The organism is Ignavibacteriota bacterium (assembly GCA_016708125.1).
Classification (GTDB): Bacteria; Bacteroidota; Ignavibacteria; order Ignavibacteriales; family Melioribacteraceae.
In genome coordinates, this window is the sequence record JADJGF010000006.1 from 1 (window position 1) to 16980 (window position 16980).

Below are 16980 nucleotides of genomic sequence, written 5' to 3' on the forward strand. Positions count from 1 at the left end.
TGTAGGTGGCTTTGATGAAGATTGCCTCTGGGCCGAACCATTCTAGCAGGTGTTCTTTGAGGGTGTTTGTGTCGTCATCAGACGGATGCGCCGAGATGTCCCAGCGCATCTGTCTGCCACCCATCTCATAGTGGATAGTTGTCATTCATGGGTGCGCGGGTAGCCGGAGACGTTCAAGAGATTTATGCCGCGCTTTGCCGCCATGTAGTTCATGTTGGTAGTAAGGCCATCGATGGCCTTGGCGATCTCGTCCAGACGTTCTTCGATCTCGTCCATGCGAAGTCTTGTCTCATTGTTTGTGTTTACTATTCCTAGAGACATGCGCTGGACTTGCATTCGATAGATGCAGCGGGCAGTTCTTTTTGCTCAATGATGTACTGGCGAAAATACATCACGAAATCCAAAATCTCCTGGTAGGCATCCCATACGGCTGAGCGGCCATTGTTGGTTCTCAGATAGTCGCCATGCTTCTCCTTACCGAATTCTGCGCGTGCTTCGAGATCATTGATTACCTGAAAGAGAACCACTTCCCCGCCTTCGGCGGGGGGTGGCTGGGGAGTTGCTGCTAGGTTCATGATGGTTTGCCTCCGTGGACTGCTGCGTGTTCTGCGATTCTTCGTTGCTGTTCTTCTACGCCCTTGCGTTGGGCTTTATTAACGCAATCAAGACAGTAGATTGGCTTTGCTGATGTCCTGGTTGCTCCGGGCATCTGGATCGCTATCATGTCTGGTATCCAGCTATTCATGCAACCCGCGCACCATGCCGTTGTTGGGTTGGTTATGATCCGCATCAAGCTCCTTTTCATGTGTGCAGAATGTCATTACTACATAGGACATTCTGCACACATGATTTTCGTAGCCCGGCTACGATTGTTGAGATTGCTGCCAATTAGCTACGGCAATTGCTACCAGAGCTGAAAGCCTTTCTTGGTTAGCTTCTGATGGCTGTGCTTCAAAAATGGGAATAGACACTGGTATGCCCTCGGAGAATGTCGTTTCGTATGGCGGCTTTGGGAGTCCTTGTCGGTATCGCCGCCTGTATCTTTCTTCTGTCATTCCTGATGCAAACGTTATCTCGTAGAAGTAGATCGGGTCGCCTTTCCAGTCTGGCCAGTGATCAGCCAGGGGGCCAGAAAGGATCTTCATGTCGAGCGGCGTGTCCTCAAAAAGCTGTGGTGCTTGCATTCATCGTCTCCATTGCTTCTGCTGTCCAGGGCAGTGCCAGTTTGAAGAAGTGATCGTAGATGGCCTGAGCGTAAACACGTATTTCATACTGCGCCTCTTGTGCCATACGCAGCTTGAGGAAATGCATCAGGTTGTGAGCGTCCACCTTGACTACCCAGGTGTAGTAGACGCCAAAGCCTGGAAGGAACAGGCGTGCTTGCTCGCGGGCCACGCCAGCGCTAATAGCTTTCTCATACAAGCGATATCCTTGCCAGCAGTGATCTATTAGTGCTGTAGTTAGCCATTGCCCATCTTCAAGAAAGCCCTCGCTGGCCTGCTTGTTGTTACTGGATTGGAGGCGCCACTCATCGGGCTTGACGATATAAAATGCGTTTTCATCGAATGGGGTATATCGGCCCGACTGAGCATTCATTGAGAAAGTGCGATGCCGTACCCACTGCCACCACACAACCAGCGGTGCGCGTACGCGGAACTTGAATTCCACCATTTCGAAGGGCGTTGTGTGGCGATGTTGCATCAGATAGAACAGCAGCTTCTTGTCCTTGTCTGGGCCTTTGCTGTCGCCCAGGAAGGAGGTGCGCGCAGCGGCCACGATGGCGTTGTCATCGCCCATCACGTCCTGCAGCTCGATCCAGCCCTTGTCTAGTACATCTACGCGCTTGCCGATTAGGAATTGATTGCTCATAAGCTCCAGATTTCCACTTTGAACCGGGGTCGCTCCTTGTCTAGCATTTTGTGGGCTTCAGCGGAGACGATGTACCTGTCATCGAGTCCCATTGCGTCCATTGTGCTGTCCTGCAAAGCTTTGATGTATCCGTCCCAATCGGCTCGGTATAGTTCTGGGACACAGAAGTAATACTTAGCTCGCAGGGGCTTCTTGGCAAAGCTGCGAAAGTCGAGTTGCTGGTGATTGATGATATTCTTGACATCGGCGGTAACACCTGCCTTCCATGCTTTTGCTTCTGTGGTGAGCGCCCTGCCACGGCCTATGTTCTTGTACATGCCATTGGAGGATACTGGCACGCCTTCTAGCTCAAAAGATAACAGCAGCTCGCTCATAGGCCAGATCGCTCTGCTATCTTGGTATATGTGCTGGTTAGTGCGCCGGTCATATCGATATCCAGCCAGTGAGAGAGCGTCTCCAAGTTCGAGTAGATATCGTTTAGAATGTCTGTGGCTGATGCAAGCACAGGAAGCAATCCGTCATTGTCTAGCTCATCGTATAGTTCCAGTGCCAGCGATTGTGTAACCGCACAGGTATCAATCAGATCTCGGTTGCTGGGATGGATAATTGCACTTTGTTTTGTACCGCTGAATATGTTGTAGGTGTATAGCTCTTGATGCCCTACTTGATGCGCCACTGTGCCTAGCATGAACAGACTATCGCCTAGTTCGCCGCTAATTCCGTTTCGCTTGCTGCTGGGATTGCGTAGATCGCCCTGGCGAGTTATTGCGTGCAATTCCATTCCTAATTCGGCCACTTCACCGACTAGATAAAAGATGCTATCAAGTAGGGGTGGTGTTGGAAACGGCTTTGGGGCAGACTCAAACTCTGCGCGTTTTTCCATTACATCGCTGATCCAGTTATCGGGTAAGTTGTTCAATTATCTGCCTCTTGCGTTTTGCTTCTTTCCAGGTTCTGGGCCTGTTCAGATTTTCCATCCACGGATGTTTCCGCGCGTGATCGTCAACACACAGGGTTTCCAGGTTTCGTGGGTTGTGATTGCCGCCATTCTCGACAAACTGCTTGTGATGCACGTCGAGTATCCACGTTGAGATGTGTCTACCACAGCGCCGGCAGCGGTTCTTGTCACGGCGCCTGACGTACCGGCGAATGATCTTCATTCGCCAGTCATCGTCATAGCGCACACCAGAACGCATGGTAAGGGAGAGAAGATGCGCTAAGATCATAGGGTTTTTAGTTTGGCTGTGCGCAAGCCGCCCGACCTACGCACAGCCCTTGTAGTTACAGCCAGCGGGGGAACAGTTCTTTTGTCGTGCCTCTCGTTGTCTGGATGCCGTAGCGGCCAAACAACTTGTTGAGCACTGCGCCATCGACGTGCGCGAGCGGCGCCACAGCGATCATGCCGTATATTACCGCCAAGAACAATTCTTCAGGTGTAGTGCGTCCAGTAACGATGTAGCCGCCGAGCATGTAGGCGAGTCCAACGCCTACAGCCAGCCAGGATGGATTCTTGCCGCCCATTGCGTAGGAGATGACATTGACGATCAAGGCTACTGCCGCAGCCGCTACCAGGGGTTCAAGAGCAACTCCGAGATGCTAGGAAACATCGACTGGCTCCTGTGGATTATACGTGAAGGTAGAGTCGTCGTTGACGGGCAGTTCTTCTGCCTGCTGTTCTGGTTCCTCGCCAATGATCACCAAGATTTCTTCCATTAGCTCACGCACCTTGGCCGTCTTGCTTTCGGCGTGTGCCAGCGCCATCTTTTCGATGGCTTCCAGCTTGTCCTTATAGTCGCTTTGTGTGACATAGCTGGCGCAGTTGGTAGCAGCCGTTTCCGCAATCTGCAAGATGACTTCCAACCGCGCGGGGCTTTCGATGCGCAGAAGATCTTGCACCGCTGGCTCAAGTTCGTCCACGTAGTCGAATCCCATGGCAAGAGCAATGTCCTGCGTGTATGCATCCCTACTGTCTCCGTACCTCATATAGCTTCTAGCTCCTTCTTTTGGTATGTTTCGCACTCATGCCGCCCGTTTGCGTCATGGTATTGTGCGGGGGAACCATAAATGTATGCCGTCTTATCGTTTTTGAATCTTTCCATGTCGATAAGAATGGGCTGGCCTGCTACAACCGCCGCAACCATCAGTCGGGCGTTGCCCCTAGCTGCGCAGCGTTCAACCCAGGCTTTACTTTCCTGAGATGTGCTGTAATTGCGGCAGTTGTAGCAGGCTTTGACTGTCATCAATTCACAATCGCCATTTCGGCAATCTCTTCCGCGGTTTTGCCATTTGGGACAGTGATCTTTGCAGCCGGCGTCTCGCTCATGTCCACGGTCAGCGCCTTGCCCCAGTCTTGTGCGGTGATAGCTGCGCCAATCTCATTGGCCCACTGCACGTCCAGATCTGCGATTGCTGTGGTGATTTTGAAGCCGGGCGCATTTACGTCGATGCCGACTTCAGCGAGACGCTCCTTAATCTTCAGTCCAGCGGCCTTGCGTAGCTCTTCTGGGGTGCGACGATCAGGTGCCGGAGCGCCCGTCAGCCATGCGGAAAGAATGTCAGCAATCTCCTGGCCTGGTTTGCTGAATACCTCATTGGTTAGCGCCACGCAGCGGGTCTTGCCAACGACTGCATTGTTCTGGATGTCCATGTCCAGCAGGACGTCGAATTCGTATTCGGTGCCATCTCGCTGAATGGGCTGCATCCCCAATTTCACGATCTTGGTACGTCCATCAGAGTCCTTTTGGACTTCATGCGCGGTCTTCGAGCGCATAGTAGCGATGACATGCAGGTTAGAACCGGTAATCGCTTCGATCAGCTTTGCCTGGATATCGCCAGCCGGCCCCCAGGCGGTGTAGTCGTTGAATCCTTTCTGCTTTGCAAATTTCTCTTTGATCTCCAGCACGCCACCAGGGCCATTCCACGCGTGCGAGAGAGAGTCAATGATGACAAACTTGTAACCGCCCGCCTCGGCATCGTGAATAGCCTCAATGAAATGATCTGGGTGAAACGGAGCTTCCAGATCGAGAACGTCGAAGTCAAACAAATCAGCGTATTTGCTGGCGCTGCCGTGTTCGGTATCGATGACTGCGATTGGCCCACCCATTGCGGTTGCGATCTTCAGTGCGGAAAAGGTCTTACCTGAGCCGGAAGGCCCGGCGATTGCCATACGGAGCTTTGCAGCGTGTTTTTGAGCCTTTACAAATGCCATTTTTGCACTCTCCTTGGATTCGTGCGTGTGAACTAACTCAATGGGAGTATTGTACCCCACGGCAATACAATTGTCAAGTTTGCGATAGACTGATTTGGTGTACAAGTGTCTACCTGGACTTGTACACAGCGCTTTTTAGTGGTACAATGAAAGCATGGCAAGCACATTCCTACCATCGAAGAAAATGCTATCATTGCGCAGCAACGCGCCGCTGCTTACGCCGATTACTCGCCTGATGGCGGGTTGCCAGAGCATTGGCACCATATTGATCGTAGAGGAATGGGGGGTAGAGGCGAGAGTTTAACTTCTTTGCGAACGATGGGGGTGAGTGCTAGATTGCACCACCGTATTCATGCCGAGGGGGATAGTGTGCTGGACGATCTGCCTGCTCGTCCAGCCTTTCCGATCTATTGTTTGGCTTCACGCCCGAAGGGCGCTACTCTTCCGCTATCTATTAAGTGGCCGTTTTTGGATTCACCAATAGATAAAAGGGAAATGAACATGGAAGAAATCACGAAACAGCAGCAAGTGTTGGTAGAGTCGTATGAGTTGTTCTTTAACTTGCGCGCATTGAAGGCCAGTGATCCGTCCAATGGACGAGCCTGGGCGATTGCAGCAACAAAGGCTGAAGAGTTGTATGCTTGGATTTGTTACGTGCAAATGCCGGGTAAACACGCAAAGAACAAGGGATACATCGATTTATCCCCTGACGAATGGAATATAGTCACCGCGCAGAAGGTGGTAGAAGACTTCTGGTTTCGTAATCCCAAAGGCTGGTGGAGCGGGCCGGACGGAATGGGGCTGCACCCGACTCTTGGCGTCGAAGTCCCATATCTGCACTACCCAGGCATTAGAGATGCGATGGTGGCTGCTGGCGTAGAGGAACCTTACCTGCCTGCGGCAGATTGGTTGCTGGCTGAATATGTGCATGAAAGTCAAATGCCTCGTTGCGTGCCAACGGCTATTAACGGCTTCATCGAGCTATACTTTGGGACGCACTACACCCTCTTTGGACACCAGCTTGGCATGTACTACTCCCCCCAGCGCTACAACATCGTAGTCGGCGGGCGTGGAGCCGGGAAAACCATACCCATGGCTATTATGATGATGGTATGGACTGCATTGCATCCTGGCGAGCCGTGGTTGCATGTTGCGCTGTCACTGGATCAGGCCAAGAAGGCGTATAACGCCATTTTGGATATGGCGGCGCGTCGGCACTATCGCAGTGATGGTACAATGACGGCTCGCAGCTTTGCAGAGGTGTTCATCCAGGACAAGCGCGAGTTTCCCCAGACAGACATCTACTTTAGACCTTGGGACGAGCATGACGGTGGTGAAATAGCGGGAAAGCAGCAAGCGGGCAATACGATCATGTTTCGCAGCCTAGGCGATGAAGATCTGGAACGGTTGCGCTCTACCGAAGCGGGAGAGGGATCGGGGGACGAGATCCTGCGTGAAGTACACGACTCCAAGACTGTCAACCATATCAGGGGGTGCCTGCGCGGCCTTAACCCCTGGCTAATGGCGCATCTTCCGCAAAAGCATCGGCAGCGTATCAATGAGCTTCAGCAGATGATTGGTATTGGAAACGTTACCGGCAACGATGAGCTTGTTGAGCGTTGCGAGAATGAGCTTCTCGACTTCAAGGTGGGGCGCATGAAGCGCTTCTATGCTATTGGCAATGCGGGAGAGCCGGATTGGGTGTGGGAAGTCATGGACATGGCGGAGGAAAAGCCCCACTACGCCTGGTTCATCCAGGTCAGCATGTACGACAACATCCGTCTCTCGCCAGAGGACAGAGCAGCGCTGGAAGAGGCGTGGGGTACAGATCCCGAAGCGCGGCAGGTGGAATTGTTGGGCCGGCGTCCATTGGGCCTGGGTACCGAGATCGATCCACAATTGCTGATGAGCGCGGTACGTGGGGAGCGACATGGGGAGTTGTCGGAATTGGGCGGTAGGATTATCCAAGAGCATCCCGCACACGGCATTATCCATTACGTGAAACTGCCCACACAGGGCCATTTCCATGTAATCGCCGGTGATCCTGGTAAAGACAAGCTGCCTCGCCGTAATTCTTGGTGCGTGATGGTAGTGGACATCACGGCCAACCCCGCTGAGGTTGTCTTCTTCCAGATGGGCAACTTGAACGCGCGTAGCAAGACATATGTGCCGTACACCAACGCGTACAAATTTGCTGCGCAAACCTACCCCGTTGTATCGCCCGCCGACATGATCTACGACAACGGGGGCCAGCAGTCGGGTATGCATGAAGTCCTGCTGGGCTCGCTCAAAGAGAAAAGTCCGACTGTTGACGAGGAACTTGAAAGGGACGGCTTTGATGTGTTTGGCAATCCCTACGATATGACAAACAGCATGAAGCATACTGCTGCTAACTGGTTGATTGACTTGCTGCGCAAGGGGGCTTTAATCATGCCGGAGTTGCGTATTCTTGTGCGGCAAACGTCAAACTGGTCGCTGCCCGACAAGAAGATTGCGCAAGACTCGACCATGACGCTGTTTATGCTGGTGTATCGCATGTACTACATCATCTCTGATCGTAGCCTGGGCTACGGAATAGAGCAAGAGCCGTCCTCTCCATGGAATGGGGATGGCAATAGCGGTTGGCAGATGCCGGATGATGCTGGCGTCTTGTACAATGTGTCTAAGGAGTCCTTATGAGAGATTTCTTTGTTACAATTCCTGATAGGATCAAGATTCTTGTGTATGCTATCCTGGGCAGGATCGATGCATTTCTTCTGCGCCAGATTGATCGTTTCCTGCAAAAACGCGGCGAAGAGCGCGTTTCGACGCTTTTTACCTTCGAGGAATTGCCCATTCTCTATGATTTTGATCGATTGCCGTACTTGCGCGGCGATTTTGATGCCGATTTCATGAGTTTCACTGAAAACCTTGCACTCGCAGGGGAGGATGTGGTATAATGCCTAGTGTCGGAACGCATGTACGTCTTCCGCTTAGCGCAGAGATGACGACAATGCTTCTAAAGGCCCTCCAAGATACGATTGCAGAGGGCTATGGAACGGTAGAGATCTGCATCACGCCACAGGCTGTGAAGATCGCTCAGAAGAGCGAACAGAGATTTACCTGGAAAACACAAAACTGATACCGTAAGCTGCCTTGCTCGGCGCAAGATGCTGGTAAATCCAGTGTCTTGCGCTTTTTTTTACTCAATGTCTTACTATCCGTCATCGTTGGCTGCACAACCGCCCATGGAATATACGGGATACCTACAAGGTATGTGGGCATCTCAGCTTACGCGTTATGCGTCCAACTGGCAATTGTACAATGGTGAGACGTGGCTAGAGCTTGAAGCAGGGACGGATGGGCAGGCACCGCGCAGAAAGTATCGATTGGGCGTCAATGACATCTCTTTGGCCTGCAATATGCACGCCCAACTGCTATTTGGCGAGGTGCGGGACAACTCGGAACCGCTCATTCAGCAAAAAGTAGCGCCCAGACGCGGTTTTGAAGTACCGAATGGCATCATTTCGGCTGCACAGGACTATTTAGATGAGCTTTGGATGGAAAGCGAAGCTCGAAAAGTCCAATTTCTCGCCGGATTGTCGTCTCAGGTGACTGGTGGCGTCTATTGGAGGATTCGATACGCACTTGAAAACGAAAATCCCTTTGATCTTTTCCCCTTCAAGTTCGAGATGGTTCATTCTGACTATGTTTTCCCCGTTTTCACGCCAGGATCGACTACATTTAGCGAGATTTTTGTTCGCTACATGATCCCAAGGGAAGCGGCCAGGTCGGAATGGGGACAGTGGAGCGGTGATTGGCCGGAGTTGGTGGAGTACAGAGAGCATTGGACGGCTGCTAGAGGGGGGAACGCGGGGACTCTTTCTATCACTGTTGGGGTTGAGGGAAAGAGGCTCACGATCAAGGCGGAGAAGAACCCGTTTGGCTTCTTACCGTTTGTCTATATACCGCATGTTGCGTCAAACGGGTTCTTTGGGGTGCCTTTGGCAGAGTGGGTTGGTGGTGTAGATCTGGCGTATGAGTACAATGCCCGCCTCGCCAACATTGGCGATATCTTGCACCAGAATAGCTATCCGTTCGGGGTGCTCAAGAACCATCCTACGGGTAAGCTGAAGCTGCCATTTCGCTTGTGGAGGGGTGGGCCAGCGGTTGTGGACTTGGGGCCGGGAATGCCTGATGGCAAAGCACCAGAAATGGACTGGTACAGCCCATCGGACGTGACTAGCGGGGCGATGAATTACATTGACAGTCTCAAGAAAGAATTGCGCATGGCGATGGCAATTCCACCAGTGGCAGTGGGAGAGGACGAAGGAAGTCAACGCAGCTCGCTAACGCTCATTACCCGCATGTTCCCTGTCAAGAGCCATATCCTCACCGAGCGATGGCTGTGGACGCCAGCATTTGAGAAGCTGAACCGGATGGCCTTGCAGATGGCTATTCTCAAGCAGGTTGGTAAGCTCGATGGCTTGGACGTGTCCAAGATTGCAATCACTCCAGCATGGGCACCCATGCTGCCTAGAGATCGGACAGAGTTGGTAAATGAGTTGGTGCAGCGCCAGGGTGTTGGGCATATTCATCCGATGGACGCGTTAGAGAAGTACGAAGACATTCCAACTGGCGAGATTGAAGAAACCTTCAAGCGCATTCAAGAATTCGAGGAATGGAAGGCTGAGCTTAACAAGCCGCCAGAGACGCCAGAAGGTATTCCAGCTAGCAAACCAAAAGAAGCCGCAAAGGCTAAGGAAGAGAAAGACGAATGACTAACGAAGTAAAAATGTCTCCAATTGAAACAATCATGAAGATGGTTGAAGCAGATACGGAAGAGGCCGCTATTACGGCGGTGTGGAACCTGAAAGAGAATGCATCGCAACTGGAGTTGTTGCTGAACTCGTTGACTGTCGTGCCTGTTGTTATGGCGCATGGGCAACCATTGTTTGTGCAATTGCCGCCTAGTGTGCCGCAGGAGCAGTACACGCCTACAATGCTTGAGTCCGTGCGTGATGCATTGGTTGAGGCGTCTGTGTATCTGCGTAGCCCGCTGATGCGCAGTCGGGCAAGAGTAAAATCAGAGGACTAGAGTCCATGGTGACTGAAGATGCTGCGTATCGGTGTTTAGCCAGTGCAATCATCTTGAGAGCCGTGAGGGATGTGGGATCTACCGACAAGACATACGGCGAGGACGCAATGGAGTATCTCTTGTCGGATCAATGTAAATGTTTGATGGCGCTCCTGGGTCGGGAGTGGAAGATAACCAAATCAGATGTAATGACTGCCGAGAAGCATTTGAGGATTAGGGTCTCGAAACATGCTGGCAGCAAGGAGAGACGGGAATGGCACTTAGCCGAACTGTAGTTGAAAGCTCTGAGACGATTTTGTATACGGACACGACTGCAAAAGACTTGTTCTTGCTGCCGGTCGGAGCCGTGCCGCTGTTTGCATCCGTGCACGTTAAGACTGCCTTCAATGGTAGCGGGACTAACTTACTGAGCATTGGCAAGCCTGGAAGTGCTGCGTACTACGCTTCTGGCGTATCGTTGGCCGAGACTGGCGCATTGCTGATTGCGCTCAACGAGTCGGATACGTTGGCGACCCGTCAGGGTATTATTGCAACGTTTACCGACTCCGCTAGTAATGCAACTGCTGGCCGTGCGATTGTGCGCATCGTCTACTCGACGCCTTTCAAGCCTGTATAATGCCTACTTACACGTACATGTGCGATGGTGAGTGCAGAGAGCGGCGGGATGTTTGGCACGAGATGTCAAATGTTCCTACCGTAATCTGCACTGCTTGTGGGGGGAAGATGCGTAAGGATGCGGGGGCGTCTTTCCCGCATGTGTCGCTGAAGTGGCATAAGGATCAGGGGATTGGCGAAAAGCTCGTCCTACAGTCAACCAGACGGAGAACGGGCAATGGCGTTACCGGAGGCATTGCTCAGCCCGGGTGATGATGGATACGAAACGCTTTATGAGGCGTGGGAGGCTGACGGTAGAGCCGTACAGCTAATCAATCATCAAGAGGGTTGGGTATATCGAGTTCATACACCAGACGCAGTGGATAGGCGACCTGTCTTTGCGCTAGAGTGTTCATCCGCCGATTTGTCGGTGGTTATGGGAACCAAACTTCAATCATGGGGGAGACGGGGATCTCTGCCGATTGAAGATGTAAATCCAAGTTAAGGGAGAAGAACAATGGGAAACGGGATGTACACCAGTTACACGACTCAGGTCGATCCGACGCGCAATCCTAGCGATGGCGAGTCGTATGCGCCCTTCTACGAGTTTGTGAACTACGTCAACGCGGATGACACCGCAACCTATTACGGGATGGCGACTACCGCTAATCCTGTGACTGTGATCGAGGTTATCCACACTGTCAAGACTGCCTTCGGCGGCAGCGCAACCATCGACGTGGGCGACGGCACCACGGCTGATCTGTGGATCGCCAACACCGGGATTGACGAGAATACGGCTGGCAATTCAGTTAGAGCAACCGTGTGTAAGCGCTACACTGCGCCCTTCCAGGTGAAGGTAACGCTGGGCGGGACTCGCACTGGCGGCACCGGCCAACTGATTGTCGGTATGCTGCGGGAATAATCGTAGCCCGGCTACGAAACTAACGAACGAATACAAGGGAGAGAAACCATCATGCCACCGGACGTGACCATACATGATGACCTGGCCGGAAATGACCAGGCCGGTAGTGGGGGCCAAACCGATGCAACTGATTGGAAGGCAAAGTACGCAGGGCTGCAAGGCAAAATTTTGGGCATTCAGACGCAACTTGTCGATGCTCAATCAGCGCTAAGCGCCGAGCGTACTGCTTGGAACAGTGAGCGTGAGCAGATCACTGGGCAAGCCAGTCTACTTCAAGCATCGCTAGAAGCTGCACAGGCCCAGCTTACTGATTTGAGCACCAAGTGGGAAGGGGCAAACGCCCAGAAAGAAACGCTGGCGCAGCAAGTAGAGCGCCAAAATGTGATGCTGAAGCATCCTGGCTTGATCTCTGACCCGATTATGAAGCTGGTTCAGAGTTCAACCATGTCTGCTGCTGATCTTGAGGAGGCGCTTGGCGCATTGTCTCAAGGACAGAAGCAGATAGTTACGCAGGCGTTCCAGGAAGCGCAATCAGGCGCAACGCAACCCGTTGGCGCTGGCGCCGCTGGGACTGGCAGCACGAAGCAGGAATTGAAAGCGGCGGCTTGGCAAGCGTCTGTATCGGCCATGCAAAAAGGCGATATGGCTACCTACCGGACGGAATATGCGAAGTATCTCGCCCTGGCCGATGAAAGCGGCAATAAGCTCGCTACACCTGCTGTGTTGTCATCGAACCCAATTTGAAATAGGAGAAACATCCGATGGCAGTAGGTGATTTTGATCGTTATTACAGTGTGAACCCGATTGAGGCGTGGAGCCAAAACCGGTGGAGTGCGGTTGATCCCGCTATCGCCGTGGCTTTTCGTCAGAAGTCGCTGTTCACCCCCCTGGTCGACTGGGTGGCCCTGGAGTCGTTGGCTGCTGGAACTGGCACCACCAACCCCACGGAGATCACGACTGGTCGCGAGGCTTTGCCCGGCCACACCAATCACAACCCGATTGGTACTCGCGCCAAGTACATCAACCCCGACTACGTGGATAGTCGGGAGCGCAAAGCTACTGTCACGCTTGCGCTATGGTGGCAAAATCCAGCTCGAGTCCTACGATCGACTAGTGAATATGTGGCGCAGTGGCGGCACGCAGGGCTTCATCGATGGTATCTTGCAGACCCACTTGAGTAACTCAATTGTGGGTACTGCGGAGAAGATCGCTCGTGATAGCCTGCTGACGATGGGAACTGTTCGCAGTTACGCGGGTGGCGCTTCCAGCGTTGCTGGCCTGTCGGCTACGACTGACTTCACGCTCGACGAGAAGATCCTGCGCGATATCAAGCTGAAGATGTCGGTTCGCTCGAAGTGGGCTTTCCAGAACTTTGGCGACTATGCCAATCCGATTCCAGGCACCAATATGTACTTGGTTATCACCACCCCTGGTGTTTTCCACAGTCTGTTCAGTAATATGAACAGCGAGTACGTACAGCGCCTGACGGGTCTTGGCAATCAGTCGATCATGAACCTGGACATGGTTGCCTACGAGGGCTTTGTCTTCATGCAGTCGTGGGATGCGGCGCTGTTCAACATGGGTCCGATCACCGAGCAAGTTGCTATCACTGAGCCGATTAATGCCGGCGACGGCGCTCCTGATCCCGATACCACGTCGATTGACTCGACCTGGTACGTGGGGCAGTCCTCGGCTGGCATCAAGCACTATGTCCAGTGCAGCGACTTCGCTGATTCGGTCTTCTATCCTGGCGACTTTGTGACCCTGCACACCAGCCGCACTAACGCTTGGGGCGTGACTGATGGCGTCGATGTGACTGATGGTTACACCGAAGTCTTTGAAGTTGCCACCGTGGATCACTCCACCAACCGCATCACCTTCCGCACTCCGGTTATGACTGACTACACCACGCAGTACAGCCATACCACCTTGGGCGGCGCTGGTGCAGTTGGCACGGCCTTCGCCTTCTTGACGAAAGGCTTGCACGTCCAGCCGGCCTACATCTTCGGCGCGCGCGGGGGCTTGCGCTTCGCCATGCGCAAAGGCGTGCAGATCTACAACCCGCCCGCCATTGACGACTTCCAGACGACTACTCGCGTAAGCTGGGATATGTTTGGCGAGATGAACCGCTGGAACCCTGATCTATGGGAAGTTCACATGGCTGTGGGTAGCTGGGGCAACCGCGGCGACGTGACACTGGGTTAATCTATCATGGCATGGTCTTGGGCTGAATTCACACTGCTGCTAGGCAGGACATTGGACGACGAGGATAACGCCAACCCGGCGCACTCTACCAATGTTCGTGTCGATGGCTTGAATGCTGCGCTACGTGCGTTTGCAGCCCATAGACCTATCCAGAGTAGAGCAACCTTTGGTGCAGTAAGCTCTTTCACATTACCTACTGACTGCTATCGGATTGCGGCGATTGTGGCCGTAGACGAGGACGGTTCTTCTGTTTCCTTGTCTGCCGCCACAATCGGCAATCCGGGCGAGATGTTTGACGAGGATAGCTACTGGGTTTGGGGGACTACGGTATTTCTTGGTAAAGAGTATGTGTCTTCCACTCTGTATTATCACGCCTACTATCCGACAGTCAGCACATCAACGACTGACATTGCTGTTCCAACGTGGGCCAGAGATGCGATAGTTTACATGACTGCGGCCCACTGCCTTGTACCAAATATGACTAGCCGGGCTAGGTTGGGCGCGTTCAATGACAAGGCTGACGCATCGCCCATTCAGAACAGCCTGATCCAGGCGTCTAACTGGTACATCAGCCAGTTTGATCGCATTGTGGGCGCACATCGCCAAGTGGTGGGTTTGTAATGCAAATCTCTACCAAGATCGCCCAGGCCGTAGAAGCTCATCTAGAGACAATGCTAGATGCTGATCTTGCAGAGTACGGCTTGGACGATTACGAGATCAAGCTAGGGCGCTTACAAGCTGATCCCGAGCGGCCCGCCATCAACCTGATGGTGCATATCGGTAAACCGCGTGACACCAAGTGGGTAGATGAAGCGTCTGGATCGAGATATGTACGATCTGCTGGCGGGATCATGGGATATGATCGCGGCGAGTCCATGGCAATCGGAGAAGTTGGCGGGGGCCGAACATGGCTGCGCCGTTTCACGGTAGAGGGTTCTGTCTTCTTCACCCGTACAAAAGAAGATCGAGACACAGCCAACGAATTGGCGAACACGGTAAGGGGATTGATCGAGAATTACTTGAGTCCTGCTATCGTGTTGGGTCTTGAAGATGACTTTGGGGAAAGGGCTTATCGCCTGATGCTCAATGCATCTGCGGCAGAGGAAAGGGGTGGCCCTAAGAGCCACATCTGGGAATTCTGGGTGTATTTCACGGTTGAGACCGTGCGCCCACACTAAGGAGAAAAACAATGCCTGTTTCTGGTATGAGGGCTGCATTTGGATGGGTGGGGCAGGTCGCGCAGGACGACTTTCCAGCAGCCGGGGAATACAACGACAACGGTATGACCTGGCACAAGGTTCTTGGTGGCGACATGAGTCTGCAAGACGATCAACGCCCCTATGAGCCTGAAATTGGTGGCTCGCTCTTACCGCCCGGCACCTACAAGAGTTCTTATTGGAGCGGTGGGCAGTTGGCGATGCGTCCCCGACTGGCTATCAGCGGAACCGCAACCAAGGCCAATGGGCTGGTTCCACTGTTCTGGACGTTCGCTGGCAGCGCCGCGAAAGTGGCGTCTACGCTGGTTGTAACGACTGCTACGATCCCTGCTGCTGCGATGGGTACTGCTACCACCGTGGCTGATATCACTGGTCTGGGTGGTGGCGCCCATGAGGTGATGATCTTCCCCGGCGCTAGCGGTTCCATTCTGTTTGGTTCTGAACAGGGTGATGGTGACAACAAATGGCTGACAATGCGGCGTGCTATTCCCACGTCTGACGGCTACATTGGCGAAACCTTCTACAATACCAAGGTGGCATCGATCAGTCTGTCGGCTGCATCGACTGGCCCGATTGGTATGGAAGTGGCCTTTGTCGGTGGCGCTGGCAACTCGGACACCTATGAGCAGTATGTGCTTGAGAAGTCTACCGGTTTGCTGACTGCGGCTAATGGCTGGGCGATTAGCACTGCGGCCAACGTTGATACCATTCCTATGACTGGCGGTGGCTGGGTGAAGCAGGGCGCGTTGAGTTCTGCCGAGAAGCGGTATGTGCGTGACCTGCAGATCACCTTACAGGGTAACATCACCCGTCCACAGGATCAGACGATGGTAGGACAGTATGCCCCTGGTGGCTACTCGATCCTTGGTCGGCAGATCGGTATCAGCTATACCTTCCTGTGGGACAATCCTGATCTGTATCGCCAGATCAAGTTGGGTGGCACCAGTGGCACCGAGTGGAGCCAAACGCCTTATGTGACGCCTTTCTGGGCATCCTTCCCTGATATCGCTGGCACCAGCGCCATGGGCTTCTTCGCCCAGAACGTACACTGGATGTCTGCGCCTATCGGCGTGCAGGGTGAGAGCCAGGTGATCATGCGCGTGAGCGGTTTGGTTGCTGATGCTACTGGTGCCCAGTGGGGCTTGTGGCTTGCCAAGACTGGTGCAACTGGTATGACGGCTGCATCTGTGTGGCCCGTCTAAGGGAGCAATGAGAGATGACTAAGACTAACACTGTGGCTACGCTGCCGATTGAGGTTGCTGATCTCAATGCTGCGGCAAGCCTTACTGCTGCGGGTATCGTCGAGTTGGCAACTACGGCAGAGGCCATCACTGGCACTGACGCTGTGCGGGCTGTGACTCCGGCGAATGTGCGCTCGGTGCTGACTGGTTTGAAGACGATCAGCTTCAACGGTAAGAACGGCGCCGGCGCTATCTCTGCCGTGGGAACCGTAGTCGGAGACAAGGTGCTTGATGTGTTCGGCTTGACTGATGGTGCGCTGGGTTCGGTTGATACTCTGTACGAGACAACCATCACAGTCAACGATCAGATCCAACAAGTGTCGGCTAGCGACTTGTCGCTCAAGATCTACTGCGCGCTCATCCTCGCGGTAGTGTAGCAGCAAAAGGAGAACGAACGAATGAAAGGCTATGTGAGACTGACTAACCCTGAAGAGGAAATCTTCTTGGGGGAAGGAGCGGGGACTGCGCCGATGGTGGGCGGTGACACACTACAATACCGAGTGTGGGATCGCTCTGGGCAGACGATATACATTCCAGCCGAGCGGCTGGTGACAATCCGACTGGGGCCAGGGACGCGGCCTGATGGGTACGCGCCCTGTTCCCCGGTTGAAGAATAAAATGCCGGCAAAGAGACGTTAGCAGAAGCG

The 16980-nt window shown here is 53.4% G+C and carries 22 protein-coding genes; 13 read left to right on the top strand and 9 right to left on the bottom strand.

Annotated elements, in window-relative coordinates:
* Positions 1-311: 311 nt before the first annotated feature.
* From IPH62_19665 to IPH62_19705, 9 genes are all read right to left on the bottom strand, one after another.
* Positions 312-575, bottom strand: coding sequence for a hypothetical protein (locus IPH62_19665; GenBank protein ID MBK7107491.1), 264 nt, complete (start codon positions 573-575; stop codon positions 312-314).
* A 288-nt stretch (positions 576-863) separates the two neighbouring features.
* Positions 864-1184 carry a hypothetical protein gene (locus IPH62_19670; protein ID MBK7107492.1) on the bottom strand — a complete coding sequence of 107 codons (321 nt, stop codon included), beginning with the start codon at positions 1182-1184 and terminating at the stop codon, positions 864-866.
* Positions 1162-1869: an FAD-dependent thymidylate synthase gene (thyX, locus tag IPH62_19675; protein MBK7107493.1), complete on the bottom strand. Its 708-nt coding sequence runs from the start codon at positions 1867-1869 to the stop codon at positions 1162-1164. Before thyX ends, IPH62_19670 begins: the two co-directional genes overlap by 23 nt.
* On the bottom strand, positions 1866-2243 hold the full coding sequence (locus IPH62_19680; GenBank protein MBK7107494.1) for a RusA family crossover junction endodeoxyribonuclease: 378 nt from the start codon (positions 2241-2243) through the stop codon (positions 1866-1868). Before IPH62_19680 ends, thyX begins: the two co-directional genes overlap by 4 nt.
* Positions 2240-2788 carry a hypothetical protein gene (locus IPH62_19685; protein ID MBK7107495.1) on the bottom strand — a complete coding sequence of 183 codons (549 nt, stop codon included), beginning with the start codon at positions 2786-2788 and terminating at the stop codon, positions 2240-2242. Before IPH62_19685 ends, IPH62_19680 begins: the two co-directional genes overlap by 4 nt.
* The gene (locus IPH62_19690) at positions 2769-3095 is read right to left on the bottom strand and encodes an HNH endonuclease (protein ID MBK7107496.1); all 327 of its coding nucleotides are present in this window, start codon (positions 3093-3095) and stop codon (positions 2769-2771) included. The genes IPH62_19685 and IPH62_19690 overlap by 20 nt, the downstream gene beginning before the upstream one ends.
* A gap of 55 nt (positions 3096-3150) precedes the next feature.
* Positions 3151-3417 carry a hypothetical protein gene (locus IPH62_19695; GenBank protein MBK7107497.1) on the bottom strand — a complete coding sequence of 89 codons (267 nt, stop codon included), beginning with the start codon at positions 3415-3417 and terminating at the stop codon, positions 3151-3153.
* Between the two features lie 48 nt (positions 3418-3465).
* Positions 3466-3852, bottom strand: a complete 387-nt coding sequence (locus IPH62_19700; GenBank protein ID MBK7107498.1) for a hypothetical protein — start codon at positions 3850-3852, stop codon at positions 3466-3468.
* A 256-nt stretch (positions 3853-4108) separates the two neighbouring features.
* The gene (locus tag IPH62_19705) at positions 4109-5077 is read right to left on the bottom strand and encodes an AAA family ATPase (GenBank protein ID MBK7107499.1); all 969 of its coding nucleotides are present in this window, start codon (positions 5075-5077) and stop codon (positions 4109-4111) included.
* A gap of 369 nt (positions 5078-5446) precedes the next feature.
* On the opposite strand from IPH62_19705, the gene IPH62_19710 reads away from it, so the two are divergent.
* The 13 genes from IPH62_19710 to IPH62_19770 all read left to right on the top strand — a co-directional run bounded on the left by IPH62_19710 (position 5447) and on the right by IPH62_19770 (position 16710).
* On the top strand, positions 5447-7756 hold the full coding sequence (locus IPH62_19710; GenBank protein MBK7107500.1) for a hypothetical protein: 2310 nt from the start codon (positions 5447-5449) through the stop codon (positions 7754-7756).
* Positions 7753-8016 carry a hypothetical protein gene (locus IPH62_19715; GenBank protein MBK7107501.1) on the top strand — a complete coding sequence of 88 codons (264 nt, stop codon included), beginning with the start codon at positions 7753-7755 and terminating at the stop codon, positions 8014-8016. Before IPH62_19710 ends, IPH62_19715 begins: the two co-directional genes overlap by 4 nt.
* Positions 8017-8304: 288 nt before the next feature.
* On the top strand, positions 8305-9837 hold the full coding sequence (locus IPH62_19720) for a phage portal protein (GenBank protein MBK7107502.1): 1533 nt from the start codon (positions 8305-8307) through the stop codon (positions 9835-9837).
* The gene (locus IPH62_19725) at positions 9834-10154 is read left to right on the top strand and encodes a hypothetical protein (protein ID MBK7107503.1); all 321 of its coding nucleotides are present in this window, start codon (positions 9834-9836) and stop codon (positions 10152-10154) included. The genes IPH62_19720 and IPH62_19725 overlap by 4 nt, the downstream gene beginning before the upstream one ends.
* A gap of 253 nt (positions 10155-10407) precedes the next feature.
* Positions 10408-10770, top strand: coding sequence for a hypothetical protein (locus IPH62_19730; protein ID MBK7107504.1), 363 nt, complete (start codon positions 10408-10410; stop codon positions 10768-10770).
* 495 nt (positions 10771-11265) lie between these two features.
* On the top strand, positions 11266-11670 hold the full coding sequence (locus IPH62_19735) for a hypothetical protein (protein MBK7107505.1): 405 nt from the start codon (positions 11266-11268) through the stop codon (positions 11668-11670).
* Between the two features lie 51 nt (positions 11671-11721).
* On the top strand, positions 11722-12414 hold the full coding sequence (locus IPH62_19740; GenBank protein ID MBK7107506.1) for a hypothetical protein: 693 nt from the start codon (positions 11722-11724) through the stop codon (positions 12412-12414).
* 17 nt (positions 12415-12431) lie between these two features.
* Positions 12432-12851 (top strand): hypothetical protein, encoded by a 420-nt coding sequence (locus IPH62_19745; protein MBK7107507.1) that lies wholly within the window; start codon positions 12432-12434, stop codon positions 12849-12851.
* Positions 12844-13875, top strand: a complete 1032-nt coding sequence (locus IPH62_19750; protein MBK7107508.1) for a hypothetical protein — start codon at positions 12844-12846, stop codon at positions 13873-13875. The genes IPH62_19745 and IPH62_19750 overlap by 8 nt, the downstream gene beginning before the upstream one ends.
* 51 nt (positions 13876-13926) lie before the next feature.
* A complete protein-coding gene (locus IPH62_19755; protein MBK7107509.1) occupies positions 13927-14496 on the top strand; it encodes a hypothetical protein in 570 nt (189 codons plus the stop codon).
* Complete coding sequence (locus IPH62_19760) at positions 14496-15053, top strand: hypothetical protein (GenBank protein MBK7107510.1); 558 nt, start codon at positions 14496-14498, stop codon at positions 15051-15053. The genes IPH62_19755 and IPH62_19760 overlap by 1 nt, the downstream gene beginning before the upstream one ends.
* 11 nt (positions 15054-15064) lie before the next feature.
* Entirely contained in the window at positions 15065-16294 is a 1230-nt protein-coding gene (locus IPH62_19765) for a hypothetical protein (GenBank protein MBK7107511.1), read from the top strand.
* 14 nt (positions 16295-16308) lie between these two features.
* Positions 16309-16710, top strand: coding sequence for a hypothetical protein (locus tag IPH62_19770; GenBank protein MBK7107512.1), 402 nt, complete (start codon positions 16309-16311; stop codon positions 16708-16710).
* Positions 16711-16980: the final 270 nt, after the last annotated feature.

Bases quoted from the DNA above. Each gene is read 5' to 3' on its own strand.
- IPH62_19665 (MBK7107491.1), bottom strand. From the start codon at position 575: ATGAACCTAGCAGCAACTCCCCAGCCACCCCCCGCCGAAGGCGGGGAA.
- IPH62_19670 (MBK7107492.1), bottom strand. From the start codon at position 1,184: ATGCAAGCACCACAGCTTTTTGAGGACACGCCGCTCGACATGAAGATC.
- thyX (MBK7107493.1), bottom strand. From the start codon at position 1,869: ATGAGCAATCAATTCCTAATCGGCAAGCGCGTAGATGTACTAGACAAG.
- IPH62_19680 (MBK7107494.1), bottom strand. From the start codon at position 2,243: ATGAGCGAGCTGCTGTTATCTTTTGAGCTAGAAGGCGTGCCAGTATCC.
- IPH62_19690 (MBK7107496.1), bottom strand. From the start codon at position 3,095: ATGATCTTAGCGCATCTTCTCTCCCTTACCATGCGTTCTGGTGTGCGC.
- IPH62_19700 (MBK7107498.1), bottom strand. From the start codon at position 3,852: ATGAGGTACGGAGACAGTAGGGATGCATACACGCAGGACATTGCTCTT.
- IPH62_19705 (MBK7107499.1), bottom strand. From the start codon at position 5,077: ATGGCATTTGTAAAGGCTCAAAAACACGCTGCAAAGCTCCGTATGGCA.
- IPH62_19715 (MBK7107501.1), top strand. From the start codon at position 7,753: ATGAGAGATTTCTTTGTTACAATTCCTGATAGGATCAAGATTCTTGTG.
- IPH62_19720 (MBK7107502.1), top strand. From the start codon at position 8,305: ATGGAATATACGGGATACCTACAAGGTATGTGGGCATCTCAGCTTACG.
- IPH62_19725 (MBK7107503.1), top strand. From the start codon at position 9,834: ATGACTAACGAAGTAAAAATGTCTCCAATTGAAACAATCATGAAGATG.
- IPH62_19730 (MBK7107504.1), top strand. From the start codon at position 10,408: ATGGCACTTAGCCGAACTGTAGTTGAAAGCTCTGAGACGATTTTGTAT.
- IPH62_19735 (MBK7107505.1), top strand. From the start codon at position 11,266: ATGGGAAACGGGATGTACACCAGTTACACGACTCAGGTCGATCCGACG.
- IPH62_19740 (MBK7107506.1), top strand. From the start codon at position 11,722: ATGCCACCGGACGTGACCATACATGATGACCTGGCCGGAAATGACCAG.
- IPH62_19745 (MBK7107507.1), top strand. From the start codon at position 12,432: ATGGCAGTAGGTGATTTTGATCGTTATTACAGTGTGAACCCGATTGAG.
- IPH62_19760 (MBK7107510.1), top strand. From the start codon at position 14,496: ATGCAAATCTCTACCAAGATCGCCCAGGCCGTAGAAGCTCATCTAGAG.
- IPH62_19765 (MBK7107511.1), top strand. From the start codon at position 15,065: ATGCCTGTTTCTGGTATGAGGGCTGCATTTGGATGGGTGGGGCAGGTC.
- IPH62_19770 (MBK7107512.1), top strand. From the start codon at position 16,309: ATGACTAAGACTAACACTGTGGCTACGCTGCCGATTGAGGTTGCTGAT.